Origin of the sequence: Nonomuraea terrae, from assembly GCF_044465245.1 — a bacterium.
GTDB lineage: Bacteria > Actinomycetota > Actinomycetes > Streptosporangiales > Streptosporangiaceae > Nonomuraea > Nonomuraea terrae.
In genome coordinates this window covers 645,745-671,480 of record NZ_JBITLL010000004.1, presented here as the reverse complement: position 1 = coordinate 671,480, position 25,736 = coordinate 645,745, and the positions used below count along the sequence as shown (strand labels likewise).

At 68.9% G+C, this 25,736-nt stretch carries 21 protein-coding genes and 1 pseudogene; 14 read left to right on the top strand and 8 right to left on the bottom strand.

Annotated features, from left to right (window positions below; translation table 11 throughout):
• Positions 1–100: 100 nt before the first annotated feature.
• The 7 genes from ACIBP6_RS21365 to ACIBP6_RS21335 all read right to left on the bottom strand — a co-directional run bounded on the left by ACIBP6_RS21365 (position 101) and on the right by ACIBP6_RS21335 (position 8,967).
• A complete protein-coding gene (locus ACIBP6_RS21365) occupies positions 101–904 on the bottom strand; it encodes an HpcH/HpaI aldolase/citrate lyase family protein (RefSeq protein ID WP_397054590.1) in 804 nt (267 codons plus the stop codon).
• Positions 889–1,674, bottom strand: coding sequence for a 2-oxo-hept-4-ene-1,7-dioate hydratase (gene hpaH, locus ACIBP6_RS21360; RefSeq protein ID WP_397054588.1), 786 nt, complete (start codon positions 1,672–1,674; stop codon positions 889–891). Before hpaH ends, ACIBP6_RS21365 begins: the two co-directional genes overlap by 16 nt.
• A 36-nt stretch (positions 1,675–1,710) precedes the next feature.
• On the bottom strand, positions 1,711–2,871 hold the full coding sequence (hpaD, locus tag ACIBP6_RS21355) for a 3,4-dihydroxyphenylacetate 2,3-dioxygenase (RefSeq protein ID WP_397054586.1): 1,161 nt from the start codon (positions 2,869–2,871) through the stop codon (positions 1,711–1,713).
• A gap of 69 nt (positions 2,872–2,940) precedes the next feature.
• The gene (gene hpaE / locus ACIBP6_RS21350) at positions 2,941–4,509 is read right to left on the bottom strand and encodes a 5-carboxymethyl-2-hydroxymuconate semialdehyde dehydrogenase (RefSeq protein ID WP_397054584.1); all 1,569 of its coding nucleotides are present in this window, start codon (positions 4,507–4,509) and stop codon (positions 2,941–2,943) included.
• Positions 4,506–5,984, bottom strand: coding sequence for a fumarylacetoacetate hydrolase family protein (locus tag ACIBP6_RS21345; protein WP_397054582.1), 1,479 nt, complete (start codon positions 5,982–5,984; stop codon positions 4,506–4,508). The genes hpaE and ACIBP6_RS21345 overlap by 4 nt, the downstream gene beginning before the upstream one ends.
• An 8-nt stretch (positions 5,985–5,992) precedes the next feature.
• Positions 5,993–7,792, bottom strand: coding sequence for an FAD-dependent monooxygenase (locus ACIBP6_RS21340; RefSeq protein ID WP_397054580.1), 1,800 nt, complete (start codon positions 7,790–7,792; stop codon positions 5,993–5,995).
• Complete coding sequence (locus tag ACIBP6_RS21335; RefSeq protein WP_397054578.1) at positions 7,708–8,967, bottom strand: MFS transporter; 1,260 nt, start codon at positions 8,965–8,967, stop codon at positions 7,708–7,710. The genes ACIBP6_RS21340 and ACIBP6_RS21335 overlap by 85 nt, the downstream gene beginning before the upstream one ends.
• Positions 8,968–9,167: 200 nt before the next feature.
• On the opposite strand from ACIBP6_RS21335, the gene ACIBP6_RS21330 reads away from it, so the two are divergent.
• The 10 genes and pseudogenes from ACIBP6_RS21330 (at position 9,168) to ACIBP6_RS21285 (ending at position 20,210) form a co-directional block, all read left to right on the top strand.
• Positions 9,168–10,124 carry a LysR family transcriptional regulator gene (locus tag ACIBP6_RS21330; RefSeq protein ID WP_397054576.1) on the top strand — a complete coding sequence of 319 codons (957 nt, stop codon included), beginning with the start codon at positions 9,168–9,170 and terminating at the stop codon, positions 10,122–10,124.
• Between the two features lie 144 nt (positions 10,125–10,268).
• Positions 10,269–11,399: a histidinol-phosphate transaminase gene (gene hisC, locus ACIBP6_RS21325; protein ID WP_397054574.1), complete on the top strand. Its 1,131-nt coding sequence runs from the start codon at positions 10,269–10,271 to the stop codon at positions 11,397–11,399.
• Between the two features lie 33 nt (positions 11,400–11,432).
• Entirely contained in the window at positions 11,433–12,755 is a 1,323-nt protein-coding gene (locus tag ACIBP6_RS21320; protein WP_397054572.1) for an MFS transporter, read from the top strand.
• A 98-nt stretch (positions 12,756–12,853) separates the two neighbouring features.
• The gene (locus ACIBP6_RS21315) at positions 12,854–14,488 is read left to right on the top strand and encodes a thiamine pyrophosphate-binding protein (RefSeq protein WP_397054570.1); all 1,635 of its coding nucleotides are present in this window, start codon (positions 12,854–12,856) and stop codon (positions 14,486–14,488) included.
• 77 nt (positions 14,489–14,565) lie between these two features.
• Positions 14,566–16,014, top strand: a complete 1,449-nt coding sequence (locus ACIBP6_RS21310) for an aldehyde dehydrogenase family protein (RefSeq protein ID WP_397054568.1) — start codon at positions 14,566–14,568, stop codon at positions 16,012–16,014.
• Positions 16,015–16,217: 203 nt separating this feature from the next.
• Positions 16,218–16,934 (top strand): annotated as a pseudogene (locus ACIBP6_RS21305) (catalase); the annotation flags it as partial.
• A 218-nt stretch (positions 16,935–17,152) separates the two neighbouring features.
• Positions 17,153–17,365 (top strand): catalase-related domain-containing protein, encoded by a 213-nt coding sequence (locus ACIBP6_RS21300; RefSeq protein WP_397054566.1) that lies wholly within the window; start codon positions 17,153–17,155, stop codon positions 17,363–17,365.
• A gap of 3 nt (positions 17,366–17,368) precedes the next feature.
• Positions 17,369–17,593 carry a PaaX family transcriptional regulator C-terminal domain-containing protein gene (locus ACIBP6_RS21295; protein WP_397055377.1) on the top strand — a complete coding sequence of 75 codons (225 nt, stop codon included), beginning with the start codon at positions 17,369–17,371 and terminating at the stop codon, positions 17,591–17,593.
• A gap of 85 nt (positions 17,594–17,678) precedes the next feature.
• Positions 17,679–19,103 (top strand): long-chain fatty acid--CoA ligase, encoded by a 1,425-nt coding sequence (locus ACIBP6_RS21290; protein ID WP_397054564.1) that lies wholly within the window; start codon positions 17,679–17,681, stop codon positions 19,101–19,103.
• A gap of 6 nt (positions 19,104–19,109) precedes the next feature.
• Entirely contained in the window at positions 19,110–20,210 is a 1,101-nt protein-coding gene (locus ACIBP6_RS21285; protein ID WP_397054562.1) for a 5-methyltetrahydropteroyltriglutamate--homocysteine S-methyltransferase, read from the top strand.
• Here the strand turns inward: ACIBP6_RS21285 and ACIBP6_RS21280 are convergent.
• Positions 20,207–21,454: a Gfo/Idh/MocA family protein gene (locus ACIBP6_RS21280; protein ID WP_397054560.1), complete on the bottom strand. Its 1,248-nt coding sequence runs from the start codon at positions 21,452–21,454 to the stop codon at positions 20,207–20,209. The genes ACIBP6_RS21285 and ACIBP6_RS21280 overlap by 4 nt on opposite strands.
• Positions 21,455–21,527: 73 nt before the next feature.
• Here ACIBP6_RS21280 and ACIBP6_RS21275 point away from each other — a divergent pair, with 73 nt between their 5' ends.
• From ACIBP6_RS21275 to ACIBP6_RS21260, 4 genes are all read left to right on the top strand, one after another.
• The gene (locus ACIBP6_RS21275; RefSeq protein WP_397054558.1) at positions 21,528–22,655 is read left to right on the top strand and encodes an ROK family transcriptional regulator; all 1,128 of its coding nucleotides are present in this window, start codon (positions 21,528–21,530) and stop codon (positions 22,653–22,655) included.
• A 70-nt stretch (positions 22,656–22,725) separates the two neighbouring features.
• Entirely contained in the window at positions 22,726–23,973 is a 1,248-nt protein-coding gene (locus ACIBP6_RS21270) for an ABC transporter substrate-binding protein (RefSeq protein ID WP_397054556.1), read from the top strand.
• A 1-nt stretch (position 23,974) separates the two neighbouring features.
• Positions 23,975–24,925: a carbohydrate ABC transporter permease gene (locus ACIBP6_RS21265; protein WP_397054554.1), complete on the top strand. Its 951-nt coding sequence runs from the start codon at positions 23,975–23,977 to the stop codon at positions 24,923–24,925.
• Complete coding sequence (locus ACIBP6_RS21260) at positions 24,918–25,733, top strand: carbohydrate ABC transporter permease (protein ID WP_397054552.1); 816 nt, start codon at positions 24,918–24,920, stop codon at positions 25,731–25,733. Before ACIBP6_RS21265 ends, ACIBP6_RS21260 begins: the two co-directional genes overlap by 8 nt.
• Positions 25,734–25,736 lie beyond the last annotated feature (3 nt).

Sequence of the window (25,736 nt, the reverse complement as noted above, 5' to 3'; positions counted from 1 at the left end):
CGGCCCATCCAGCGCGTGCCGGTCTTGCCCGACGCGTTCCCACCCGCGGGGTCGCGGTGTCGCCGACGGGGTCACCCCCGTGCGACCTCTGTCCTTGTGGTCAGTACGAGGCGCGTGCCGCGTCGCCCTTCTCGTGGATGAAGGTCGCCGCGAGGGTCTCGGAAGCGCGTGCGACCAAGGCGACGTCGGCGCCGACGAGCACGAAGCGGGCCCCGGCGTCCGCGTAGGCGCGTGCCACTCGCGGGTCGAAGGCGTTGACGCCGACGGGCTTGCCCGCGGCGGCGACGCCGTCGAAGGCGCGGTGCACGGCGGCGACGACGTCGGGGTGCGTCTGTTCTCCCAAGACGCCCATGGAGGCGGCGAGGTCGCTCGGACCGACGAAGACGCCGTCGATGCCGGGGGTCGCCGCGATCGCCTCCGCGGATGCCGCCCCCTCGGCCGTCTCGATCTGCACGAACACGGAGACGTGGTCGGCGGCGTTGCGGAGGTAGCCGTCGACGCGGTTCCAGCGGGCGGAGCGGGCGAGGGCGCTCCCGACGCCGCGACGGCCCGCGGGCGGGTACAGCGCGGCCTCCGCGACGGCTCGGGCCTCGTCGGGTGTCGAGATCATCGGCACGAGGATCGTCTGGGCGCCGAGGTCGAGGACCCGCTTGATGGTTACGGGGTCGGCGGCGGGGACGCGGACGACCGGCGTGACCGGGTAGGCCGAGACGGCGTACAACTGCGCGAGCGTGGACTCGAGGCCGTTGGGGGCATGCTCCATGTCGATGAGCACCCAGTCGAGGCCCGAGCCCGCCATGATCTCGGCCATGACGGGGGAGCCGGAGCACACCCATCCGCCGAACAGCGGACGCTCGGCTGCGGCGAGCCGGTCGCGGAGGGTCGGGTTCAGATGAAGCGGCATGAGATGGTTCCCATCGATCCGTAGTCGGCCAGCACGGTGTCGCCCTTCTCGATCCACACGGGACGGGTGAACGACCCGGCGAGGATGGTCTCGCCGGCTTCCAGGCGATCGCCGTGCCGGTGCGTCTTGTTCGCCAGCCACGCGACTCCCGACGCGGGGTGGTTCAGGACTCCGGCGGCGACGCCCGTCTCCTCGATCGTCTCGTTGCGGTAGAGGAGAGCCGACACCCACCGCAGGTCGATCGCGTCGGGGCTCGTCGGGTTGCCTCCGAGCACGAGCCCGCCGTAGGCGGCGTTGTCGGAGATGGTGTCGACGATCGTGCGGCCTTCGAGCTCGATGCGGGAATTGAGCACCTCGAGGGCGGGCGTGACGTATTCCGTGGCGCGCATGACGTCGAACAGCGTGCAGTGCGGACCCTCGAGCGGCTCCTTCAGGACGAAGGCCAGCTCGACCTCGATGCGCACGTTGGAGAACCGGTCATGCGGGATGTGGGCGCCGTTCTCCCACACGGTGTCGTCGAACATGACGCCGTAGTCGGGCTCCGTGATGCCGGTCGCGGCCTGCATGGCACGCGAGGTGAGCCCGATCTTGCGGCCGACGAGGCGACGCCCGGCTGCGAGGCTCTTCTCTTTCCACACCGCCTGGATGGCATAGGAGTCCTCGACCGTGGCCTCGGGGAACCGCGCGGTGATGCGGGGCATGAGCTCCTGCGTCCGCTCCGCCTGCGCCAGTTCCTCCGCGAGGGACGTGATGGTGTCTTTGGCAAGCATGATGACTCTTCCGTGAGAAGTCGGTGCGGGAACCTCTTAGAGCTGGTGGCCCAGCTTGTACTCGCCCTGCTTGTACTCGGGCAGCCCTTCGGCGTCGTCCTTGCGGGTGTAGGAGAAGCCGTCGGCGCCGATCGTGACCGCCATCTCGCTCGCGTCGGTGCGGGCGACGACGGGCTGTGGGTTGCCGTCGAGGTCAAGCACCAGTGAGGCGTCGGTGTACCAGCTGGGCACGACGGGATTGCCCCACCAGTCGCGGCGCTGGTTGTCGTGCACGTCCCAGGTGATGACGGGGTTGTCGGGGTCGCCCGTGTAGTAGTCCTGAGTGTAGATCTCGACGCGGTGGCCGTCGGGGTCGCGCAGGTAGAGGTAGAACGCGTTCGAGACGCCGTGCCGGCCGGGGCCGCGCTCGATGGCGTCGGAGCGGCGCAGCGCCCCGAGCTTGTCGCAGATGGCGAGGATGTTGTGCTTCTCGTGCGTGGAGAACGCGACGTGGTGCATGCGGGGACCGTCGCCGCCCGTGGCCGCGGTGTCGTGGACGGTGGGCTTGCGGCGCATCCACGCGGCGTAGACGACGCCGTCGGAGTCCTGGATGTCCTCCGTGACGCGGAACCCGAGGTCCTGGTAGTGGCGGACGGCCTTGGGCACGTCCGGCGTGACCTGGTTGAAGTGGTCGAGGCGCACGAGGGCGCCGGGCGTGTAGAGGTCGTAACGCCAGGCGAGGCGCTCGACGTGCTCGACGGCGTAGAAGAACTCGTACGGGAAGCCGAGCGGGTCCTCCACGCGCACGGAGTCACCGATGCCCTTGACGAAGCCGTCCTTCCGGCGCTCGACGCGGCATCCCAGCTCCGTGTAGAAGGCGACGGCCTTGTCGAGGTCCTCGGGGGTGCGGACCCGGTACGAGAACGCCGCGACGGCGGCGATGGGCCCCTTGCGCAACACGAGGTTGTGGTGGATGAACTCCTCGAGCGAGCGGAGGTAGATCGTCTCGTCGTCCTCCTCGGTGACGGTCAGGCCCAGGACGTCGACGTAGAACTCGCGGGAGGCGGCGAGGTCGGTGACGACGAGCTCCATGTAGGCGCAGCGCAGGATGTCGGGTGCGGGCGAGGAGGGCGTGGGGACGGGGTTCTCCGCGTGGATGGGCGCCTCCTCGGTGATGGAGAAGCCGGAGGAGGTAGGGGTGCGGTCGTGGACGGTCATGTCTGCGTCCTTGCTTTCGTGATGGGTGGGAACGTGCCGGTCGTCGAGGTCGGTGGCCTCGTGCTGCTTCTACTTGCCGAACGTGGGGTTGTGGACCTTGCCGAGCGTGATGTGCACCGCCTGCTGGTCGGTGTAGAAGTCGATCGAGCGGTAGCCGCCCTCGTGTCCGAGGCCCGACGCCTTGACGCCGCCGAAGGGTGTGCGCAGGTCGCGGACGTTGTTGGAGTTGAGCCACACCATGCCCGCCTCGATGGCCTGTGCGAAGTTGTGGGCGCGCTTGAGGTCGTTCGTCCAGACGTAGGCGGCGAGACCGTATTTCGTATCGTTCGCCAGCGCGAGTGCCTCCTCGTCCGTGTCGAAGGGCGTGATCGCGACGACGGGGCCGAAGATCTCCTCCTGGAAGATGCGGGCGTCGGGGGCGACGTCGGCGAACACGGTCGGGGCCACGAAGTTGCCGAAGTCGAAGCCCTCGGGGCGGTCGCCTCCCGCCACGAGGCGGCCCTCGCCCTTGCCGATCTCGACGTAGCTCATGACCTTCTCGAAGTGCTCGGGGTGCACGAGCGCGCCGACCTCGGTGGCGGGATCGTGCGGGTAGCCGACCTTCACGCGCATCGCCTGCGCGGCATACCGCTCGACGAACTCGTCGTACACGTCGCGCTGGACGAGGAGGCGGCTACCGGCCGTGCAGCGCTCGCCGTTGAGCGAGAAGACACCGAAAATGGTCGCGTCGATCGCGGCGTCGAGGTCGGCGTCGGCGAAGACGATGGCGGGGGACTTGCCGCCGAGCTCCATCGACAGGCCCTTGAGGTACGGGGCGGCGTTGGCGAAGATGATCTGACCCGTGCGGCTCTCGCCCGTGAACGAGATGAGCGGCACGTCGGGGTGCTTGACGAGCGCGTCGCCGGCGTCCTCTCCGAGGCCGTTGACGAGGTTGAAGACGCCCTGGGGCAGCCCCGCCTCCTCGAAGATCCCCGCCCACAGCGACGCCGACAACGGGGTGAACTCGGCCGGCTTGAGCACGACGGTGTTGCCCGTCGCGAGGGCGGGGCCGAGCTTCCAGCTCTCGAGCATGAAGGGCGTGTTCCACGGCGTGATGAGTCCCGCGACGCCGATCGGCTTGCGGTTGACGTAGTTGATCTGGCGGCCGGGGACCTTGAAGGTGTCGTCGGCCTGGGCGACGATCAGGTCGGCGAAGAACCGGAAGTTCTCGGCCGCGCGGCGTGCCTGGCCGAGCGCCTGCGTGATCGGCAGGCCCGAGTCGAACGACTCCAGCTCGGCGAGGCGGGCGTCGCGGGACTCGACGATGTCGGCGATGCGGTGCAGCACGCGCGAGCGCTCGCGCGGCAGCATGCGGGGCCACGGACCCTCCCTGAACGCGCGACGGGCCGCGACGACGGCGCGGTCGATGTCGGCTTTCCTGCCGGCCGCGGCCTGCACGTACACCTCGTTTGAGACGGGTTCGAGCACGTCGAACGTGTCACCGTCGAGCGAGTCGACGAACTCGCCGTCGATGTAGTGCTGGATGCGCGCGGGCAGGTCGGCGGGGACGTGCCGGGCGGAGGTCGCGGTGTCGGTCATCTGGTCTTCCCGTTCGGAGGTGAGCTGGGATCGGTCGGTGGAGGAGGCCCCTGCGGTCATCGGGTCTCCGCCTCGGTGGCCGCCTCGTACTTGGCGCGCCACTCCGCGTTCATGGGGAACAGACCGTCGACGGGGTGACCGGCCGCGACCTGCTCGGCTATCCACGCGTCCTCGGTCTCCTGAGCGAGTGCGGCGTCGGCCACCTCCTCGGCGATCGCCGGGGGGATCACGATGACACCGTCGTCGTCGCCCACGATGATGTCGCCGGGCTGGACCGTGGCGCCGCCGCAGGCGATCGTGAGGTCGGTGTCCCACGGCACGTGCTTGCGGCCGAGTACGGCGGGGTGCGGCCCCTGACTGAAGACGGGGAGGTCGATGCCGGCGACCGTCGCGTGGTCGCGCACGCCGCCGTCCGTGACGACACCCGCCGCGCCGCGGGCGAGGGCGCGCAGGGCGAGCACGTCGCCGAGGGTGCCGGAGCCGCGCTCGCCGCGCGCCTCGATGACGATGACCTCGCCCTCCCGTACGGCGTCGAACGCGCGTTTCTGCGCGTTGTAGCCCCCGCCGTGGCTTCGGAAGAGGTCTTCGCGGTTCGGGACGAAGCGCAGTGTCTTCGCGACGCCGACGAGCTTCGTGCCCGGCCGGGTCGCGTGCACGCCGTCGATGGAGACGTTGTCGAGGCCGCGCTTGCGAAGTTGCTGCGACAGCCCGGCGACGGGTGTCTTGAGCAGCTTGTCACGCAGCTCGGGGGACATGGCCGGGGCGGTGGGGGCAGCGGGGAGCCCTGCCGCCTCGCGGGAGCCCCACGCCTCCTCGCGCTGGAGGTCGTCGACCGAGGGGAGCGAACCGATGACGGGATCGAAGTCGCCGGGACCGTCGATCACGCGACTCGTCAGCCTGCCCGAGTTCGGTGCACCGGGCGTGTGCGGCGCATCGACTTCGACCTCGACGATGTCTCCTGGGCCGGCCACCGACGCGCCGGCCGGCGTGCCGGTGAGGATGAGGTCGCCGGTTTCGAGGGTGAGGTGCTGGGAGAGGTCGGCGATGATCTGGGAGAGCGGGAAGATGAGGCCGCCGGTTTCGCCCTCCTGTACGAGCTCGCCGTTGAGCCACGTCCGCACGCGCAGCGCTGTGGGGTCGACCGCACGCGCGTCGATGAGCTGCGGGCCGACGGGGGTGTAGCCGTCGCGTCCCTTGTTGCGCACGTTCGACCCCTTGTCGTTGGCGCGCAGGTCGTACAGGCCCCAGTCGTTGGCCGCCGTCACCCAGGCCACGTGACTCCAGGCCTCGGCGGGGGAGACGCTTCGCGCGGGTGAGCCGATGACGAGGGCGATCTCGCCCTCGAAGGCGAGCAGCTCCGTACCCTCGGGACGCTCGACCGCGTCGCCCGAGGCGGCCAGAGAGCTCGACGGCTTGAGGAAGTACGAAGGTGCGGCAGGGCGGCGGCCGCGCTGCGCTGCGCGCGACTCGTAGCTGATGTGGACGGCGATGATCTTCCCCGGGGTGACGGGAAGAGAGCCGGGTGCGGTGCTCATGGTGGGTCTCATTCGGTGGAGGCGGTGAGAACGTCGGTTTCCTGCTCGTTGCGGGTACGGGTCCTGGCACCGAGACGAGCGGCGAAGTCGGCGACGTCCGAAGGCAGTGTCGTTCCTCGCCAGGCCACGTGCTGATCGCGACGAGCGATCAGGAAGGGCGTCCTGTACGCGGGGTTCTCGGCGGCTTCGGGAAGCCTCACCACGGTGACGGGCAGGCCGGCGGCGCGTGCCTCCTGCGCCCAGCTCTCCGCGGCGTCGAAATGATCGAGCGCCACGAGCGTGTACCAGGGACCGAGGAGGTCATAGAGCGAGGAACCGTTCGCGAGCCACAAGTGGGGGAGGCGGCAACCGGGCACCGTCGAGGGCGTGTACGTGCCCATCGTGTACTCCGGGGCCGGGCCGTCCGCGACGATGATGGGGCTGTTGGCGTAGCTGTACCCGAAGTTGAGGCCCGCGGCCGCGAACTGCTGGACGTTCAGGTCGTACGCGAGCTTCCCGAAGGCCTCGCGGGCCGCGTCACCTTCGGGGCCCTCGGCCTCGAGGTCGGCGGGCACGTCCGTGGCGGAGATCTTCCGCAGGTGGGACATCGCGAAGCGGGACACCTGGTCGGTGATTGGCTGACGTTCGGCCTCGTAGGCGTCCAGGATCGACTCGTCCGCCCAGCCGGCGATCACAGTGCTCAGCAGCCACGCCAGATTGAGACCGTCGGCGATGCCGGCGTTCATGCCGTATCCGCCGTAAGGCACCCAGAGGTGGGCGGCGTCACCGGCGATGAACATGCGGCCTTCGCGAAACTTGTCCGCCACGAGCCGGCGGGCGATCCAGTCTTCACGGGAGATGAGCTCGTAGGACTGGTCGTCGGAGAGTCCGAGGATGTCGCGGATCGCACGGTCGCGGTCGACCTCCTCGCGCTCGGCTTCCCCGGGGCTCAGGTACGTGTGGATCAGGAACGTCTCGATGCCGTCGATGGTGTAGACATGACCGTTCCGGCGGTCGTTGTAGATGTAGTAGCCCCACGCCTTTCCCGCCGACATGTGCTCGTACAGGTCTGGCATCCTGATGCACGTCGACTGGACATGCTGTAGCACGGGGTCACCGTGGAACGCGGACCCGATGGTCTTCCGAACGAGCGAACGGCCGCCGTCGGCGCCGATGAGATAACGGCCGCGAAGGATCGTCTTCTCCTCGGTGCCCACCGGGGCGATCTCCACCGTCACGCCGTCCTCGTCCTGAGCGACGGCGACGGCCTTGACCTCGTTGCGAAGACTCACGTTCTCGCGGGAAGCCACGTGCTCCTCGAGAATGGGCTCAAGGTACTGCTGGTTCACGCGATGTGCCAGCTCGGCGGCCGCCCAGGCGGTGTCGGGGCCCACTCCGGTTCCGTCGCGACGTGCGGAAGCGGACGGGATGGGGATGCGCCCGAACTCCACGCCGGTCACCGAGGTGCGGAAGGCGATGTCCTGAGGGTGGTCGGAGGGCAGGCCGGCCGAGCGAACCTTGTCGGCCAGCCCGAAGCGGCGAAACGCCTCCATCGTGCGAGCGGACACATGGTTGCACTTGACGTTCGGGGGGTCGAGATAGGGGTTCTCTTCGATGACGATCGACGAGACTCCGTGCGAGTCCAGTTCCATCGCGGCGAGCAGGCCGACAGGTCCTCCGCCGACGATGATGACATCGGCGTCGAAGGTGGCAGAATTGGTCACTTTACGAAGACTCCTATGGGTCAGCGGATCGCGGCGAGATCGCGCTTGTTGCTTTCTGGGGTGAGGAACAGCGCAATGGCGCAGACGATGAGGACGGCGATCCACACGCCGCCGAGCAGGGGAAGCCCTCCGGCCGAGGCGGCGAGGGATCCGGCGATGAGCGGGGTGAGCCCCGCGCCGATCGCCGACGCTCCCTGGAACGCGAGAGACGAGCCGGTGAAGCGCACCCGCGTGGGGAAGAGCTCGGCGAGGAAGCCCGCGAGCGGGCCGAGGATGATTCCCTGGATGGCCTGTCCCACGGTGACGGCGATCGCGAAAGACACGTTGCTGCCCGAGTCCACCAGGAGCAGAAGCGGGTAGGCGAAGATGATGGCCGCGGTGATCCCGACGGCGGTGATCGGACGACGTCCGAACCGGTCGCTCAGCCGGGCGGCGACAATGGTGGTCAGGAACAAGGCGACCGCGGAGACCACCTTCGCGTTGAGCGCGAAGGTCTGGTCGACTCCCTGAGCGGTCGCGTGGCTGAGTCCCCATACGCTCGCCATGCCGGAGATCGTCAGCTGGGTCATCGCGACGAGCGTGCCGAGAACGAGGACCTTCGGTGACTTCGTGAGGACATCGAGGAGCGGGACACGGCGCTTTTCAGCTTCGCGGTCGAAGCCGAGGAAAAGCGGGCTTTCGACGACCTTGAGGCGGACGATCATGCCGATGAGCACGAGAACGAAGCTCAGCAGAAAGGGAACGCGCCAGCCCCACGCCAAGAACTGGTCCTCTGGCATGAGGGAGAACAGACCGAGGATCCCGGCGGACAGGATCGAGCCGGCAGGCGCGCCGAGGTTGGCGAAGGACGCCGCGAAGCCACGCTTGCCGCCGGGGGCGTGTTCCAGTGCGATCAGCATGGCTCCGCCCCATTCGCCGCCGACGGAGAAGCCCTGGATCACCCGGAGTGCGACGAGGGTCAACGGAGCGGCGACGCCGATCTGGTCGTACGTGGGAAGCATGCCGATGAGAGTGGTGGCGATGCCCATCATCAGCATCGTGATGACGAGGACGCGCTTGCGTCCGAGCTTGTCGCCGAAGTGCCCGAAGATGATGCCGCCGAGCGGGCGCGCGAGGTATCCCGCGGCGAGGGTTCCGAACGACGCGATCGTGGCGATGGCGGGGTCGAGCGAGGCGAAGAAGACAGGCGCGAAGACAAGCGCGGACGCGCTCGCGTAGAGCATGAAGTCGTAGAACTCGATCGCACTGCCGAGGAAGCTCGACGCGAGAATCCGTCGCATCTGCGGTGTACGTAGAGTCTCTTCTGAGGCCGCCTCAGCGTGAGGCGCGGTCTTGTGAGTGCTGCTCATCGTCGCATTCCTGGTGATGGGATCTGGACGCTCTGTGACGAACCCTCGGTTGATGGAACACGTCGAGTGTGCGGGCACTGGCTAAATCAGGCAATGACAACTATCATGATTGATATTTTAAGGAGACTGAATTGAATGGAGCGTCGGCGCTCTCCCTCAGGCAGTTGCAGTATTTCTGCGCCGTCGTCGAGAGCGGGTCGGTCACCGAGGCGGCGAGGAGACTCCACGTGTCCGCCGGCGGGGTCTCGCTCGCCATCACGCAACTCGAGGAGCTCCTCGACGTCCAGCTCACGCTGCGCACCCGCGGCAAAGGCGTGGAGATCACCGATGCCGGGCGAAGCGTCTACGAGACCGCGCGGCTTATCGCCCGGTACGTCGACGACATTCAGGACCTGGCCGGAACCATCCGCGGAGAGCTGAGGGGCCCGCTGCGGGTCGGGATCTTCACGACTCTGTCGCCGTGGTTGTTCCCGCAGATGGCGGAGCACTTCGCGACGCATCATCCCGCGATCGATCTCGAACTGGAGGAAGGACCGTCGGCGGCGCTGCAGACCCTCCTGGTCGAGGGAAGGCTGGACGCGGCCCTGCTGTACGAGAACCACATCGTCTCCGAGGTCGATGTCCAGCGGCTGGCCCCTGTCCGGTTGCAGCTCGCCGTCTCGCCGAATCATCCGCTGGCCGGCCAGGACATGGTCTCGCTCAGCGCCCTGCGTGACGAGTACGCCGTTCTCCTTGCCATGCGCCCGGCCACCGACCACGTCGAGGAAATCCTGCGCAACGCCGGCATCACACCTCGAGTGCGCTGGCGGAGTGCGAACGTCGAGACGATCCGCTCGCTCGTCGCGCGCGGCCTCGGCTACACGATCATCATGGGCCGTCCCCATGGCGACCTGACGTACGACGGGAAGCCGATCGTGTACCGCCCGATCGCGGACGAACTCCCCGCGAACCACGTCGTGCTCGCCACGGCGCCCGGTGCGCGGCGCACTGCCCGGATGGAAGCGCTGCGGGCGTACTGCCGCGAAGCGGTCGCCAAGCATTTCACCTCACGTGACGGCACGCCCGTGAGCAAGACCGGCATGCTCTGAGGGGCCGATGGCAGGGCCCCTCTCGCCCTGATCAGGAAGGGGCCATCCATCCTGCGCGACGCCACGGGGATAGATGTTTAGAATCCTTGAACTGTTTCGCCCAATATTTGTGATTGCCGTAATCCCACTGGTGGGCGCAAGGTAGTGCAACCGGTCGCGTGGCTATGCATCACGCGTTCGACGAACGCTCACGGAAGGAGAAACGTGGGATCACTGAGGATCGCCCACCGGCTCGAGGGTTTGCCTCCGTACGTTCCCGGCCGGCGTCCCCAAGGCGGAGAAACGCGCAGGCAGGCGCGCCTCGCGTCCAATGAGGTCCCATGGCCTCCGCAGGCGGCGATCGTGGACGCGATGAAGGCCGCACTCGAGGACGCGCACCGGTACCCGGACATGCAGTACACCGAGCTCCGCGACGCCATCGCGGCGCACACCGGTCAGCCGTCCGACCGCATCGCTGTCGCGAACGGATCCACCGCGCTGCTGCGTGACATCGTCGGGGTGCTCGTCGAAGCCGACTCCGAAGTGATCTTCGCCCAGCCGAGCTTTCCGTACTACCGGACCGCCGCCATCGCCAACTCGGCGGTGCCGGTAGCCGTTCCACTGGTCTCGCACGCGCACGACCTCGAAGCCATGCACGGCGTCATCACGCCCCGCACCCGAGTGATCATCATCTGCAACCCGAACAACCCCACGGGCACAGCACACACCAACGCGGAACTCAAGAAGTTCCTGGCGCGCGTACCGGGGGACATCGCCGTCATCCTCGACGAGGCGTACGTCGAGTTCGCGACGGACGTCGACGGTCTGGAGCTCATGGAGGAGCACCCGAACCTGATCGTCGTCCGAACGCTCAGCAAGGCGCATGGTCTGGCAGGCCTGCGCATCGGCTACGCGATCGGTGACAGCGAAGTGATGAGCTACGTGTCGCGGCTGGGAGTCCCGTTCCGCATCGACAGCGTCGCCGTCGCGGGCGCGCTGGCCGCGCTTCAGCCGGAACAGGTGGCCGAGTCCGAGCTTCGCATCGCATCGATCGTGAAGGAGCGCGCAGCCCTCACCGCGGCCCTCCGCTCCCGCGGATGGAATGTCGTCGAATCCGCCGCGAACTTCGTCTTCCTTCCGCTGGGCGAATCGACCGCGAGCGTCGCCGGCGCATGCGAGGCCGACGGCGTGCTCGTACGCCCCATCGGCGGCGGCATCCGCGTGACCGTCGGTTCCCCCGAGGACACCGAGCACCTCCTCAACGCTCTCCCCGCCCTCTCCAACGAACCCCGCTGACCCCCCGTCACGGTCATATCTGAAAGTCCCCCCATGGCAACCACCGAGAACACCACAGTCATGCCGCAGGGCGGCTCCGACTCGCTGTGGCACGGCCCCATGCGACGCATTCTGCTGTCCAGCTTCAGCGGAAGCGTGATCGAGTTCTACGACTTCGTCCTGTACGTCATGGCGGCCGCGGTCGTCTTCCCGCACGTCTTCTTCAGCAACCTTTCGCCGACCATGGCGACCATCTCGTCCTTCGTCACGCTCGCCGTCGGGTACGTCGGACGACCGCTCGGAGGCGTGATCTTCGGCCATTTCGGCGACAAGCTCGGCCGCAAGGGCGTGCTCGTCACCACGATGCTCCTCATGGGCATCTCGACCATGGCGATCGGGCTCCTTCCCTCCAACGAGCTCATCGGTGTCATGGCGCCGATCCTCCTCATCACTTGCCGGGTCGTGCAGGGTGTCGCCGTCGGCGGTGAGTGGGGCGGCGCGATGCTCATCGCCCTCGAGAACGCCCCCGGCGGGAAGCGCGGTTTCGCGGCCTCGTTCGCGAGCCTCGGCGCACCCGCCGGCGCGATGCTCGCCACGGGATCCATCTCCCTCACCTCCATGCTCCCGGAGGACCAGTTCCTCTCGTGGGGTTGGCGCATTCCCTTCCTGCTCAGCTTCCTGCTCGTCCTGGTCGGAATGGTCATCCGTCTGAAGGTCAGCGAGAGCCCGCTGTTCCAGGCGCTGGACCAGGAAGCGGAGAAGCGGAAGGTGCCGATCCTGGAGGTGCTGCGCCGCTACCCGATGCAGGCCGGGCTCGGCATCATCGTCGCGATCAGCCAGCTGACGATCGACGGTATCGCCACCTCCTGGGCGGTCAACCACGTCGTCGAGCTCGGTGCCGACCGCACGGCCATCCTGAACCTGAAGATCCTCGGCTCGGTCGCTCTCCTCATCGCGGCCATCATCAGCGCCCGGTTGAGCGACCGCTTGGGGCGGCGTCTCCCCCTCATCGTCGGAATCGTCGCAGCGCTGATCTTCGTCTTCCCGATGCTCAACCTGATCCAGACGGGAACCGAGGCAGGCTTCGCCACCGCCGTCATCATCGGTCAGTTCATCCAGGGCTTCATCCTCGGCCCGCTCGCCGCGTTCCTGGCGGAGCTGTTCCCCACGCGCCTCCGTTTCACCGGTGCCTCGCTGTGCTTCCAGACCGCTTCGGCGCTCGGGTCGGGCTTCACGCCGCTCATCGCGACCTCCCTGGTCGCCGCCAGTGGCGGAATCGCCGTACTGGGCTGGGCGTGGATGGGAGTGCTCGCCGTCTGCCTCGTGGGGATCCTGATCGCAGCAGAGAGCCGGACGCGGGACCTCAGTGCCATCTAGCCGTTCGAGACACTCACGCGGCGGCCCTACGGTGACCACCGGATGCGGAACAGCAGCCCTGCAGCACACCCGAACAGGAGCGGAGGAAAGGTAAGCCCATGACCAAGACCGGTGGAGAACTACTCACCGAACAGCTGATCGCGGAGGGCGTTCAGACGATCTTCGGCGTCCCCGGGATCCAGCTGGACTACGCGATGGACGGTCTTGCCCAGAACCGGGAGTCGATCGACTTCATCTCGGCGCGGCACGAGCAGGGGGCCGCGTACATGGCGGACGGCTATGCCCGTGTGGCGGGCCGGCCCGGCGTCTGCATGGTCGTGCCCGGTCCCGGCCTCCTGAACGCCGGAGCGGCGTTGTCGACCGCGTTCGCGACGAACAGTCCAGTGGTCTGCATCGCCGGCCAGATCCCGTCGCCGACCATCGGCCGGGGGCTCGGCATGCTCCACGAGATTCAGGGGCAGACGGACCTTCTCCGTTCGCTCACCAAGTGGAACGGGATCGCGAAGTCGCCCGAGGAGATCCCCGGCCTGGTCCGCGAAGCGTTCAAGCAGGCCACGAGCGGACGTCCGCGGCCCGTCGGCATCGAGATCCCCCCGGACGTGCTCCAGGGGAGGACGACCGCCGGAGCGGTGAATCCCTCAGGTGACAGCGCCGGTGACAGCGCCGGTGACAGCGCCGGTGAGATCGACGAGGACTCGGTCAGCCGTGCCGTCGAACTCCTCGCCGCTGCCGAGCGGCCTGTGATCGTCGCAGGTGGCGGCGTGCGCGATGCCGCGTCCAGCGCCGCGCTCCAGGCGCTCGCCGAGCGCCTCGGAGCGCCCGTCATCACCAGCCGGAACGGTAAGGGCGCCGTCAGCGATCGGCACCCGCTCGTCCTGTCGCGGTTGGCCGGAGCAGAAGTTCTCGAGAACGCGGACGTCGTGCTCGCCATCGGCACCCGCTTCATCACCATGACCGGGCGGCCGGTCGTCAGGCCCGGACGCCACCGCCTCATAGCGATCAATGCGGACCCGGCCGACGTGCGCGCGCCGCGCGAGTTCGAGGTCGCGGTCATCGCCGACGCCAGGGTCGCGATGGAAGCGATCATGAACTCCCTGCCCGGCGGCAAGCGTGCAGCGCCGGTGCTCGACGGCTACCGCGAGCGGGAACGTGACGCCCTGAGCGCGATCGAGCCTCAGCTGGAGTGGCTTCGGGCGATCCGCGCGGCCATGCCGGACGACGGCATCTTCGTCGAAGAGCTCACGCAGGTCGGCTACGCGGCGCGGCTGGCGTTCCCCGTCTACGAGCCGGGAACCTACGTGACGCCCGGATACCAGGGCACGCTCGGCTACGGCTTCCCGACCGGCCTCGGCGCCGCCGTCGGAGCCAAGGGCCGGCAGGTCGTCTCCATCAACGGTGACGGTGGCTTCGGGTGGGCGCTGCAGGAGCTGTCCACCGCTGCCAAGTACGGCATCGGGCTCGTGACCGTGGTGTTCAGCAACGACGCGTTCGGCAACGTCCAGCGCATCCAGAGCGAGACGTTCGGCCGCAACATCGGGGTCGACCTCAAGAACCCCGACTTCGTGGCCCTGGCCAAGGAGTTCGGCGTCGCGGGTGAGCGGGTCACCACTCCGGAAGCGCTGGAGAAGGCCATCCGCAACGCCGGCGGGACGGACGCACCGGTGCTCCTCGAGGTTCCCTTCGGCGAGGTTCCCTCCCCGTGGAAGCTCCTGGCGGAACCGTCCATCGGCTGAGCGGCGACGCGAAGAGCCGTAGTGGGGCCGCGAGCGTCGCGACCACGCTGACTCACGATCTGAGAAGGATGAAATTCATGGCATCACCCAGGGGCGTCGTCAACGATTCGCTGTGGCTGGACAACGCCCGGGTCGTTCCGTCGGGGACGTCGTACGCGTCGGTGGACGACTCCGCCACCGGCAAGGAGATCGCCAAGGTGCGCTCCGCCACCGCCGAGGACGTCGACCGCGCATTCGACTCCGCCGCACGCGCGCAGCAGCGGTGGGCGGACGTTGCGCCTGCCGATCGCGTCGCCGTGGTCGAGAAGGCCGCGGACATCCTGGAAGGCATGGCGGATGACCTCGCCACCACGATGCAGGCGGAAGTCGGCACCGTGGCGAGCCAGGTGCACGGAACGCAGGTCGCCCTGGGCCTGGCGGCCATCCGTCTCACGGCGGCCTCGGCTGTCGAAGCGATCATGAAGCGGGAGAGGATCGGCAACTCGGACGTCGTCCGCGAGCCCGCGGGCGTCGTCGGTGCGATCACGCCGTGGAACTATCCGCTGATGCAGGCGGCACTGAAGGTGGCGCCGGCGATCGCCGCCGGCTGCAGCATCGTCGTCAAGCCGGCGAGCGTCGCCCCGCTCACGACGTTCCTGCTGGCGGAGGCGTTCGCTGAGGCCGGGCTCCCCGGTGGCGTACTGAACGTCGTCTGCGGAAGCGGCGCAAGCGTGGGCAGCGCCATCGCAGGCCACGCACGCGCCGACTTCGTCTCCTTCACGGGCTCCGTCGAAGCCGGGCGCCAGGTCGCCTTGTCGGCTGCCCGGTGGGGGACGCGCACCTCGCTCGAACTGGGCGGAAAGAGCGCCGCGATCGTCGTCGACGACGACAAGGTGCGTGCGGCGGTGCGGCATACGATCGGAAGCTGCTTCGCCAACGCCGGTCAGACGTGTGCGGCGCTGTCCCGGCTGATCGTTCCGCGCCACCTCCTCGAAGAGGCCGAGGACGAAGCCCGTAACGTGATGGCGCAGGTCGTGGTGGGCGACCCCTTCGATCCGGCCAGCACCGTCGGACCTCTGGCGAACCAGGGACAACGGAACACGGTGCTCGAGCACATCCGCGTGGCCGGCGACACCCCCGGTGTGCGCATGCTCGCGTCGAAGGACATCTCCCACCTCGCACGCGGCTGGTACGCCCCACCTACGGTGGTCGTCGCCGACGACCCCGGCGCGCCGATCGTGCAGGAGGAGGTGTTCGGGCCCGTGCTCGCGATTCAGCCCGCCGACGACGAAGCGCACGCGATCGAGCTCGCCGAAGGCACGCGGTTCGGCCTCATCGCCCGCGTGTGGACCGATGACGATGCGCGGTTCGAGAGTGTCGCCCGACGGCTCCGTGTCGGCGGCGTGATCCAGAGCGACGCCTCGACGGCGTGGGACGCCCCGTTCGGCGGCGTCAAACACTCCGGGTACGGGCGTGAGCGCGGCGTCTACGGCGTCGAGGAGTATCTCGTTCCGAAGTCCCTCCAGCGCGGAGGTTCACCACGCTGACGCCACGGTGATGCGCGGGACCCGTCACGGTCACGCGCCCAGCGTCGTCCCGGGCCTCAGGCGGCTTCCAGCCCGGTCGTGGCGCGGCGCGGGCTGCGGGCCACGGGGTGCCCGCATGCAAGCGAGTGATCATCTGGCCGCGCCGCGTCTTCCTGACACCCGAAGTCGCGGACGGGCGCCGGTTCGCGTAGCAGGCGCGGCTCATGGGCGTAGCCGGCACCCCCGGGATGGGCGGGTCTTCGTCTGGCGCTGATCGGCCAGTGGCGATCTGCCATGCACTTCGACCACGAGCGCATCCCCAAGCGCGTCGTGGTTCGGCCGACACCGTACGCGACACGCGCGGTTTCGCGACAGGCCACCCACCACACGCTGTGGAACATGTCCGATCGCGGCATCCCCGCTCCTACCGGATGATGGAGGGCTTCGGCGTCCGCACCTTCCGGATGGTCAACGCCGAGGGCGCGACGACGCTGGTGAAGTTCCACTGGAAGCCCAAGCTCGGCGTGCACTCCGTCACCTGGGAGGAGGCGCAGATGATCGGTGGCATGGACCCCGACTTCCACCGGCGCGACCTCGCCGACGCGATCGAGGCGGGCGCGTACCCGCAGTGGGAGCCGGGCATCCTGACCTTCCCCGACACCCCGGAAATGTTCGAGGGCATCGACCTGCTGGATCCGACGAGGATCGTGCCCCGGGAACTGGCGCCGGTCCAGCCCATCGGCCTGATGGAGCTCAGCCGCAACCCCTCCAACTACTCCGCCGAGACGGAGCAGGTCGCCTTCTACGCCGGCCATCTGGTGCCCGGCATCGACATCACCGATGACCCGCTGCCGGCCGCCCGGCTGTTCTCCTGTCTCAACAGGCAGATCATCCGCCTGGGAGGGCCCAACGTCCTGCAGATCCCGATCAACCGGCCGCACGCCTCCGTCGACGACATGCTGCGGGACGGCTTCCACCAGGACGCGGTGCATCGCGGGGTGGCTCCGTGCAAGCCGAACTCGCTGGACGGCGGCTGTCCCTTTCACGCGGGCGCGGGCGCCTATGTCGAGGTGCCGCTGGAGGTGTCGGGGCGGAAGGTGCCTGAGGCCCCGGCCTCGTTCGCCGACCACTTCAGCCAGGCGCGGCTGTTCTGCTCAGCATGTCTCCCGCCGAGACGGAGCACATCATCGACGCCCACACCTTCGAGCTGGGCGAGTGCTACGAGCAGGCGGTCAAGGAGCGGCAGCTCCGGGCCCTGGCCAACATCGACCCGGTGTTGTGCAGGGAGGTCGCGGTGGATAGTGACTCCCCAGCGGCCGGGTCTCACCGGCTGCTCATCAGCGGTGGCCCAGGGGCCTGGATTTTTGCCTGACCTCTGTGGGGGTCGGCGCCTGGATCCCGGCTGCTGCTGCTCACCCGCTGGCTGCAGGTCATCAGGACCGACCCGCGGCTGCCGCTGCGCTACCTGCCGGACGACTGGCCGGCCGAGAAGGCCCAGCGGGTCTGCCACACGCTGCACGAGCGGTTCCGCCCGGAGGCCGCCGAGGTGGTGGCGCGGATCCTCGACGCCGTACCCGATGAAACCTGGACGAAAGAGTGAACGCGATCTAGCTTGAGGACCTGACCGTCAAGGAGCGCCGATGCGGAATCAGGGGATTGGCTCGTGGCCGGCACGCAGGGCGCGCATGACTCCGGACCGGATCGCCATCACCTACGCCGGGCGGCACCACACCTACCGTGAGTTCCGCGACCGGGTGTACCGGCTGGCCTCCCGGCTCAGCGTCGGGCACGGCGACCGGGTCGCGTTCCTGGGTGCGAACCAGCCCGCGCTGGTCGAGACGTTCTTCGCGGCGGCGCTGCTGGGGGCGGTGTTCGTGCCGCTCAACACCCGGCTGGCCGTGCCCGAGCTGCGCTTCATCCTGCAGGACGCCGAGGCGGCGCTGCTCGTGCTGGGCGAGGAGCGCGACGGCGACGGCCTGCCCGGCCGGCACCTGACGGCCGCCGCCTACGAGGAGCTGATCGCCGCGGGCTCGCCCGAGCCGATCGACGAGCCCGTCGGTCAGGACGACGTCTGCCTGATCATGTACACCTCCGGCACGACCGGCCGCCCCAAGGGCGCCATGCTCACCCACGGCAACCTGACCTGGAACACCGTCAACCTGCTGGTGGACGTGCCGCTGGCGCACGACGAGGTGACGCTGATCAGCGCGCCCATGTTCCACATCGCGGCGCTGGCCCAGACGCTGATCCCGACCGTGCTCAAGGGCGGGCGGGTGATCCTGGAGCCGTCGTTCGGCGTGGCGCGCACCTTCGACCTCATCGAGGCCGAGCGCGTGACGGTGATGTTCGGGGTGCCGTCGATGTTCGCGTTCCTGGCGCAGTCGCCGCGCTGGGCCGGGGCCGACCTGTCGAGCCTGCGCCACCTGCTGTGCGGGGGCGCGCCGGTGCCGGAGCCGCTGATCCGCGCGTACCAGGAGCGCGGGCTGACGTTCCTGCAGGGGTACGGCATGACGGAGACGTCCCCCGGCGCGCTGTTCCTCGCGGCCGAGCACTCGGTCGCCAAGGCGGGCACGGCCGGGGTGCCGTGCTTCTTCTCCGACGTCCGGCTGGTCGCCCCCGACGGCTCTCCCGCCGCCCCCGGAGAGCCCGGGGAGGTGTACGTCCAGGGCCCCAACGTCATGCCCGGCTACTGGCGACGGCCGGAGGAGACCGCGAAGGTGCTGTCGGAGGAGGGCTGGTTCCGCTCCGGCGACGTCGGCGTCGCCGACGCGGACGGCTACGTGCGCATCTCCGACCGGATCACCGACGTGATCATCTCCGGCGGCGAGAACGTCTACCCCGCCGAGGTCGAGAGCGCACTCTACGAGCACCCCGCGGTCGCCGAGTGCGCGGTGATCGGCGTGCCCGACGACCGGTGGGGCGAGGTCGGCAAGGCCCTGGTGGTGCTCAGGCCGGGGGCCGCGGCCGGTGCGGACGAGATGCTCAAGCATCTGGACGGCCGCCTGGCCCGCTACAAGATCCCGAAATATCTTGAATTCGTCCCGGAACTGCCCAAGAACGCGGCGGGCAAGCTGCTCAAGGCCCCGCTCAGAAAGCTCTACGGAGGATGATCGTCCATGCGTACGTCACCGCCCTTCCGCGCCGATCACGTCGGCAGCCTCCTCCGCCCGTCCGCGCTGCTGCGCGCCCGTGAGACCCTCACCGGCGACGCCCTGCGCGAGGCCGAGGACGCGGCGATCAGAGAGGTGGTGCGCCGGCAGGAGGAGGTGGGCCTGCAGAGCGCGACCGACGGTGAGTTCCGCCGGGCGTCCTGGCACATGGACTTCATCTACCGGCTCGGCGGCATCGGCCAGGCCGCCGACGAGCGCATCACCGTGCGCTTCCACAACGAGCAGGGCGACATCGAGTTCACCCCGGCCGCGCTGCGGGTGCACGACCGGATCACCCTGGACGAGCCGATCTTCGCCGACGACTTCGCGTTCCTGCGCGACACGGTCACCACGGCCGTGCCCAAGCTGACCGTCCCGTCCCCGAGCATGGTCCACTACCGGGGCGGCCCGGCCTCCATCGACCCGGACGTCTACCCCGACGTCGAGGAGTTCTGGCACGACCTGAGCGCCGCCTACGCCGAGCAGGTACGCCGGATCGGCGCGCTGGGCTGCACGTACCTGCAGTTCGACGACACCAGCCTGGCCTACCTCAACGACCCGGCGCAGCGGGCGGAACTGGCCGGGCGCGGCGACGACGCCGAGCACATGCACCTGCGCTACATCAAACAGATCAACGCCGCCCTCGCCGCCAAGCCGGACGGCATGACGATCACCACGCACATGTGCCGCGGCAACTTCCGCTCCTCCTGGGCCGCCTCCGGCGGCTACGACTTCGTCGCCGAGGCCCTGTTCAACGAGCTCAAGGTGGACGGCTTCTTCCTCGAGTACGACGACGAGCGCTCGGGCGGCTTCGAGCCGCTGCGGTTCGTGCCGAAGGGCAAGATGGTGGTGCTCGGCCTGGTCACGACCAAGCGCGGCGAGCTGGAGTCGAAGGACACGCTGAAGCGGCGCATCGACGAGGCCGCCAAGTACGTCGACCTCGACCAGCTTTGCCTGTCGCCGCAGTGCGGCTTCTCCTCCACGGTCGAGGGCAACCAGCTCACCGAGGACCAGCAGTTCGCCAAACTCTCGCTGATCGCCGAGACCGCCCGCGAGGTGTGGGGCTAGAGGGCGACGACGGTGCCGGTGGTGCGGGCCTCTTCCGCGGCCCACACCACGCGGTGCGTCATCAGGCTCTCCGCGGCGTCCGAGCGCAGCAGCGTGGCGTCGCCCGAGGCCACGGCGGCGAGGAAGGCGTCCGTCAGCCCCTCGTCGCCGCCTCCGTGCCCGTCGGCCGCCGAGGGGCCCGTCATCCCGTCCATGGCGATCATCTCCTCCTCTCCGGTGCGGAAGTCCACCACCCGTAGCGAGCGCCCGTCGCCGTCGATGTAGCCGTGGGTGCCGAAGAGCCGGGTGCGCCGGTGCTCCATCGGCGTGAACGCGCTCATCGTGAACGAGCACGTCGCCCCGTTGTCGAACTCCATCACCACCTCCTGGTGATCCACCACGTCGTTGTCGCAGGCGTACACGCAGCGGCCGTACGGGCCGGTGCGCAGCGCGTCCAGCACCGCCTCCTCCGTACGCTCCGGCGTGACAGCTCCCAGCGGCCAGAACTCGCTGTCGGGATCACCAAGGCAGCCCAGGTAGAGCCGTGGCGCCGAGTACGGGCACGTCGGCTCCAGCGGGCAGTCGAGGCACCGGTCGGCCGCCGCTGCGGGCCGCTCCTCGGCGCGGAAGTGGGACAGGGAGCCGAACGACGACACCCGGACGGGCGGCCGGCCGAACAGGTGCACCAGCCAGTCCACGTCGTGGCACGCCTTGGCCAGCAACATCGGCGCCGAGGTGTCCTGGCGGCGCCAGTGCCCGCGCACGAACGAGTGCGCCTGATGCCACCACCCCACCGGCTCCAGGTGCTGGACGCTGACGAGCCGCCCGATCCGCCCCTCGTCCAGCAGGTTCCTGACCACGCCCGTGTACGGCGTGTACCGCAGCACGTGGCAGACCGCCAGCATGATGCCGTTGCGCCGGGCCGCCTCGGCGATCCTGGCCGCCTCTCGCTCCGTGGTGGCCATCGGCTTCTCCAGGAGAATGTGGTAACCGAGGTCCGCCAGCGTCACCGCGGGCTCGGTGTGGAGCCGGTCGTGCGTGGCGATGACCGCCGCGTCGGCCACCCGCCCGGCCGCCGCCAGCTCCTTCCAGCCGCTGTACGCCAGCTCGGGCGCGATCCCGAACTCCGCCGCGAACGCCGCCCGGCGCTGCGGGTCGGGCTCGGCCACCGCCACCACCCGCCCCGCGCCCGTGGCGTGCGCGCGGCGTGCGTAGGTCAGCCCGCGCAGGCCGCCGCCGGCGATGGCTAGAGTCACCTCAGTCATGGAACCTTCCCCGACGAAATATCATGGAGACCATTATTATTCGGTTCGGGAAAGCCGACAGCAAGGGGGGCCGATGAGCGGGGAGACGAGTGGCGGGGACCTGTCGCGGCTGCGGCAGCTCAACGCGCTGGCCGTGATCAAGGCGTTGCAGGGGCAGCCGTCGCTCACGCTCACCGAGGTCGCCAAGCGCACGGGACTGTCGCGGGCCTCCACCGAAGACGTGGTACGCGAGCTGCTGCAGAAGGGCTGGGTGGCCGAGGCGGGCGCCACCGCGGGCGGGGTGGGCCGCCCGGCCAGGCGTTACCGGTTCAGGGCCGACGCGGGCCGGGTGCTCGGCATCGACATCGGCGGGCACAAGATCCGCGCGGTGGCCGCCGATCTCGACGGCAACGTGCTGCACAGCGCCCGGGTGCCCGTCACTCCCGAGATTGGCCGGACGGAACGTCTCGAGGCGGTGGACCGGGCGGTCGCCGAGTGCCTGGAGGGTGCCGGGCTGGACGGCGGCGAGGTGTGGGCCTCGGGTGTCGGCACGACGGGCCTGGTGGACGGCCTCGGCCGGGTGATGTTGTCGGAGGCGCTGCCCGAGTGGACGGGCGTCGATCTGGCCGCCCATGTACGCAGGCTGGCCCCCGCCCCGGTACTGGTCGAGAACGACAGCAAGCTGGCCGCCTTGGCCGAGTGCTGGCGCGGCGTGGCCCGCTATGCGAAGGACATGGTGTTCCTGCTGGCCGGGTTGCGTACCGGTGCGGGCCTGGTCATCGACGGCAAGCTGCACCGGGGCTTCGCCAACGCCTCGGGTGAGATCGGCGCGCTGCCGGTGCTCGGCTGGATCCGCGCGCAGGAGCACCTCAGCGCCGCCAACGGCGAGGCCGGCGATGTGTTCGCGGCCGCCCGCAACGGCGACAAGGCGGCGTTGACGGCTGTCCGCCGATACGTCAGGGACCTGGCGCTGGGCGCGTCCGCGCTGATCCTGGCGCTGGACCCGCAGATGGTCGTGGTCGGCGGCGGCTTCTCGCGCTCGGCCGACGTGCTCATCGAGCCGCTCAAGCGCGAGCTGGACCGCTGGTGCATCCGCACGCCCGAGGTGCGCATGTCGGCGCTCGGCGACGAGGCCGTGGTGCTCGGCGCCGTACGGCTGGCGCTCGACGACGTCCAGGAGCGCGTGCTCGACGGCCGCACACCGCTCGTGAGCCATCTGTAACACGTCCACTCTTGAAAACAATTTCACTGGACTCCATGATTACTCCCACGTTCTAGGAGAGGACTGGGAGATGTGGAAGTCGGCACAGAGCGGTGCGGCCCTCCTCTGCGCGGCACTGCTCGCCTCCGCGTGCGGCGGCGGTGAGCAGGCCGGCACAGGTGCGCAGGACAAGGTGACCCTGTCGTACGGCGTCTGGGACGCCACCCAGCAGGAGGCCATGCAGGAGCTGGCCGCGGAGTTCACCAGGACGCACCCGGACATCGCGATCGACGTCCAGCTCACCCCATGGGTCGACTACTGGACGAAGCTCAAGGCCGCGGTCAGCGGCGGCGCGGCGCCGGACGTCTTCTGGATGAACGGCCCGAACTTCCAGCTCTACGCCTCCAACGGCGTGATCAGGCCCTTCGAGGAGCAGGTCGACACCTCGGTCTACCCCAAGGCTCTGGTGGACCTCTACACCTACGAGGGCAAGCTGTACGGCCTGCCGAAGGACATGGACACGGTCGGCGTCTGGTACAACAAGACGCTCTTCGACGCGGCGAAGGTGAAGTATCCCGCCGACGACTGGACCTGGGACGACTTCCAGGAAACCGCCGCCAAGCTCACCGACCCGGACAAGGGCGTCTACGCCGTGGGAGCTCAGCTCACGAGCTTCCAGGAGTACCAGTACAACACCATCTACCAGGCCGGCGGCTACGTGATCTCGCCGGACGGCAAGAAGTCCGGCTACGACGACCCCAAGACGATCGAGGGCCTGAAGTTCTGGACCGACCTGCTCGCCGCCGAGCAGTCGCCCGATCTCAAGACCATGACCGACACCGCTCCGCTCCAGCTCTTCGAGGCCGGCAAGCTGGCGATGTACTGGGGCGGCTCGTGGAACGTGGCCGAGTTCAGCAAGAACGACTACACCAAGGACAAGGTGGACGTCGCCCCGCTGCCCAGCAACACCAAGCAGGCGACGATCATCCACGGCGTGGCCAACGTGATGTCGGCCAAGACCGAGCATCCCGCCGAGGCATGGGAGTTCGTCAAGTTCCTCGGCTCCAAGCCGGCCGCGGACATCCTCGGGAAGAAGGGCCCGATACCGGCCTACAACGGCACCCAGAACGACTGGGTGGCCGCCCATCCCGAGTGGAAGCTGCAGACGTTCGTCGACGCGGTCTCGTACGCGGTGCCGTATCCCATCTCCAAGAACACCGCCGCCTGGCAGGAGGCCGAGCTCACCCACCTCACCAAGGCGTGGGTCGGCGAGGAGCCGATCGAGAAGGCCGCCGCGGATCTCGCCGCCAGTATGAACGAGCTGCTGGCCAAGGAGTGACGTGACCACCACCGCCGACATCCGGCGGCCCGCGCGACGGGCCCACTCGGAGAAGCGGCGCAGGCCGCGCACAGAGGCCTTGTGGGGGTACGTGTTCATCGCCCCCACCGGGCTCGGCCTGGCGATCTTCTACCTGTGGCCCGTCCTGCAGACCGTCTACTTCTCCTTCACCGAGTGGGGCGCGTTCGGCGGGCACACCTGGACGGGCCTGGACAACTACACCCGCCTGTTCGCCGACCCCCAGGTGGGGCAGGCGGTGCTCAACACGCTCCTCTACACCGTGCTCGGCCTGATCGGGATCCCGCTCGCCATCGTGTTCGCGGCGCTGATCAACCGGCCGGGACTGGGCGGGGTGAGCGTGTACCGGACGGCATTCTTCCTGCCCGTGGTGACCATGCCGGTCGCGGTCGCGATGCTCTGGCGCTGGCTCTACAACGGCGACTACGGCCTGGTCAACCAGGTGCTCGCGGTCGTCGGCATCGACGGGCCCAACTGGATCGCCGACCCCTCCACCGCCATGTACGCGCTGGTCGTGGTGGGCATCTGGAGCAGCATCGGCTACAACCTGATCATCTTCCTGGCCGGGATGCAGGCCATCCCGAAGGAGTTGTACGAGGCGGCGGCCATGGACGGCGCCGGCCGCGTACGGCAGTTTTTCAGGATCACCCTGCCGATGTTGTCGCCGACCGCGTTCTTCATCTCGATCGTCTCGGTGATCGGCTCGCTCCAGCTCTTCGACCTGGTCTTCGTGATGACCGGGTCCGGGCAGTCGGCACGGGCCAACCCGGCGTACTCACGGTTGCAGACCGTCGTGCAGCTCTTCTACGAGCGAGCCTTCGTCACCAACGACCGCGGTTACGCCGCCGCCATCGTGATCGCGCTGCTGGTGCTCATCGCAGTGCTGACGGTCCTGCAGTTCCGGCTTCAGCGAAGGTGGGTGCACTATGTCTGAGCGTCGCCCGTTGGGTGTGCACGCGGTACTCATCGCCTCGTCGCTGGCCATGGTGGCGCCGTTCGTCTGGCAGGTCATCACCTCGCTCAAGACGCTCAGCAGCGCCACTGCGGTGCCGCCGACGTTCCTGCCCGAAGGCCGCTGGGACAACTACGCGAAGGTCTTCGACCTGTTGCCGTTCGGCGAGCAGTTCCTCAACACCGTCGTGATGGCCGCCGGGCGGGTGGCCGGTCAGGTGCTGTTCTGCTCGATGGCCGCCTACGCCTTCGCCCGGCTGCGCTTCCCCGGCAGGAATCTGCTGTTCGGCGTCTTCCTGTCGGTGCTCATGGTGCCGCCGCAGCTCTTCGTGATCCCGCAGTACCAGATCATGTCCTCGCTCGGCTGGCTCAACAGCCTCCAGGCGATCATCGTGCCGGGCCTGTTCAGCGCGTTCGGGGTGTTCCTGCTGCGGCAGTTCTTCCTGGGCCTGCCGCGCGAGATCGAGGAGGCGGCGCGGCTCGACGGGGCGGGGCCGGTGCGAATCTACTGGTCCGTCATGTTGCCGCTGGCCCGGCCGGGGCTGGTGGCGCTGGGCATCTTGACCCTGTTGTGGGCGTGGAACGACCTGTTCTGGCCGCTCGTGGTCAACACCGACCCGGAGAAGATGACGTTGTCGGCCGGGCTGGCGGCGCTCCAGGGCCAGTACCAGACCGACTACCCGGTGCTCATGGCCGGCTCGCTGATCGCCTCGCTCCCCGTGATCGCCGTTTTCGTGTTCCTGCAACGACAGTTCATCCAGGGCATCGCCCACACCGGCAGCAAAGGCTGACCC

Excerpts from the sequence above, each read along its gene's own strand:
- ACIBP6_RS21365 (WP_397054590.1), bottom strand. The coding sequence starts at position 904 with ATGCCGCTTCATCTGAACCCGACCCTCCGCGACCGGCTCGCCGCAGCC.
- hpaH (WP_397054588.1), bottom strand. The coding sequence starts at position 1,674 with ATGCTTGCCAAAGACACCATCACGTCCCTCGCGGAGGAACTGGCGCAG.
- hpaD (WP_397054586.1), bottom strand. The coding sequence starts at position 2,871 with ATGACCGTCCACGACCGCACCCCTACCTCCTCCGGCTTCTCCATCACC.
- hpaE (WP_397054584.1), bottom strand. The coding sequence starts at position 4,509 with ATGACCGCAGGGGCCTCCTCCACCGACCGATCCCAGCTCACCTCCGAA.
- ACIBP6_RS21345 (WP_397054582.1), bottom strand. The coding sequence starts at position 5,984 with ATGAGCACCGCACCCGGCTCTCTTCCCGTCACCCCGGGGAAGATCATC.
- ACIBP6_RS21335 (WP_397054578.1), bottom strand. The coding sequence starts at position 8,967 with ATGCGACGGATTCTCGCGTCGAGCTTCCTCGGCAGTGCGATCGAGTTC.
- ACIBP6_RS21320 (WP_397054572.1), top strand. The coding sequence starts at position 11,433 with ATGGCAACCACCGAGAACACCACAGTCATGCCGCAGGGCGGCTCCGAC.
- ACIBP6_RS21315 (WP_397054570.1), top strand. The coding sequence starts at position 12,854 with ATGACCAAGACCGGTGGAGAACTACTCACCGAACAGCTGATCGCGGAG.
- ACIBP6_RS21310 (WP_397054568.1), top strand. The coding sequence starts at position 14,566 with ATGGCATCACCCAGGGGCGTCGTCAACGATTCGCTGTGGCTGGACAAC.
- ACIBP6_RS21300 (WP_397054566.1), top strand. The coding sequence starts at position 17,153 with ATGTCTCCCGCCGAGACGGAGCACATCATCGACGCCCACACCTTCGAG.
- ACIBP6_RS21290 (WP_397054564.1), top strand. The coding sequence starts at position 17,679 with ATGACTCCGGACCGGATCGCCATCACCTACGCCGGGCGGCACCACACC.
- ACIBP6_RS21285 (WP_397054562.1), top strand. The coding sequence starts at position 19,110 with ATGCGTACGTCACCGCCCTTCCGCGCCGATCACGTCGGCAGCCTCCTC.
- ACIBP6_RS21280 (WP_397054560.1), bottom strand. The coding sequence starts at position 21,454 with ATGACTGAGGTGACTCTAGCCATCGCCGGCGGCGGCCTGCGCGGGCTG.
- ACIBP6_RS21275 (WP_397054558.1), top strand. The coding sequence starts at position 21,528 with ATGAGCGGGGAGACGAGTGGCGGGGACCTGTCGCGGCTGCGGCAGCTC.
- ACIBP6_RS21270 (WP_397054556.1), top strand. The coding sequence starts at position 22,726 with ATGTGGAAGTCGGCACAGAGCGGTGCGGCCCTCCTCTGCGCGGCACTG.
- ACIBP6_RS21260 (WP_397054552.1), top strand. The coding sequence starts at position 24,918 with ATGTCTGAGCGTCGCCCGTTGGGTGTGCACGCGGTACTCATCGCCTCG.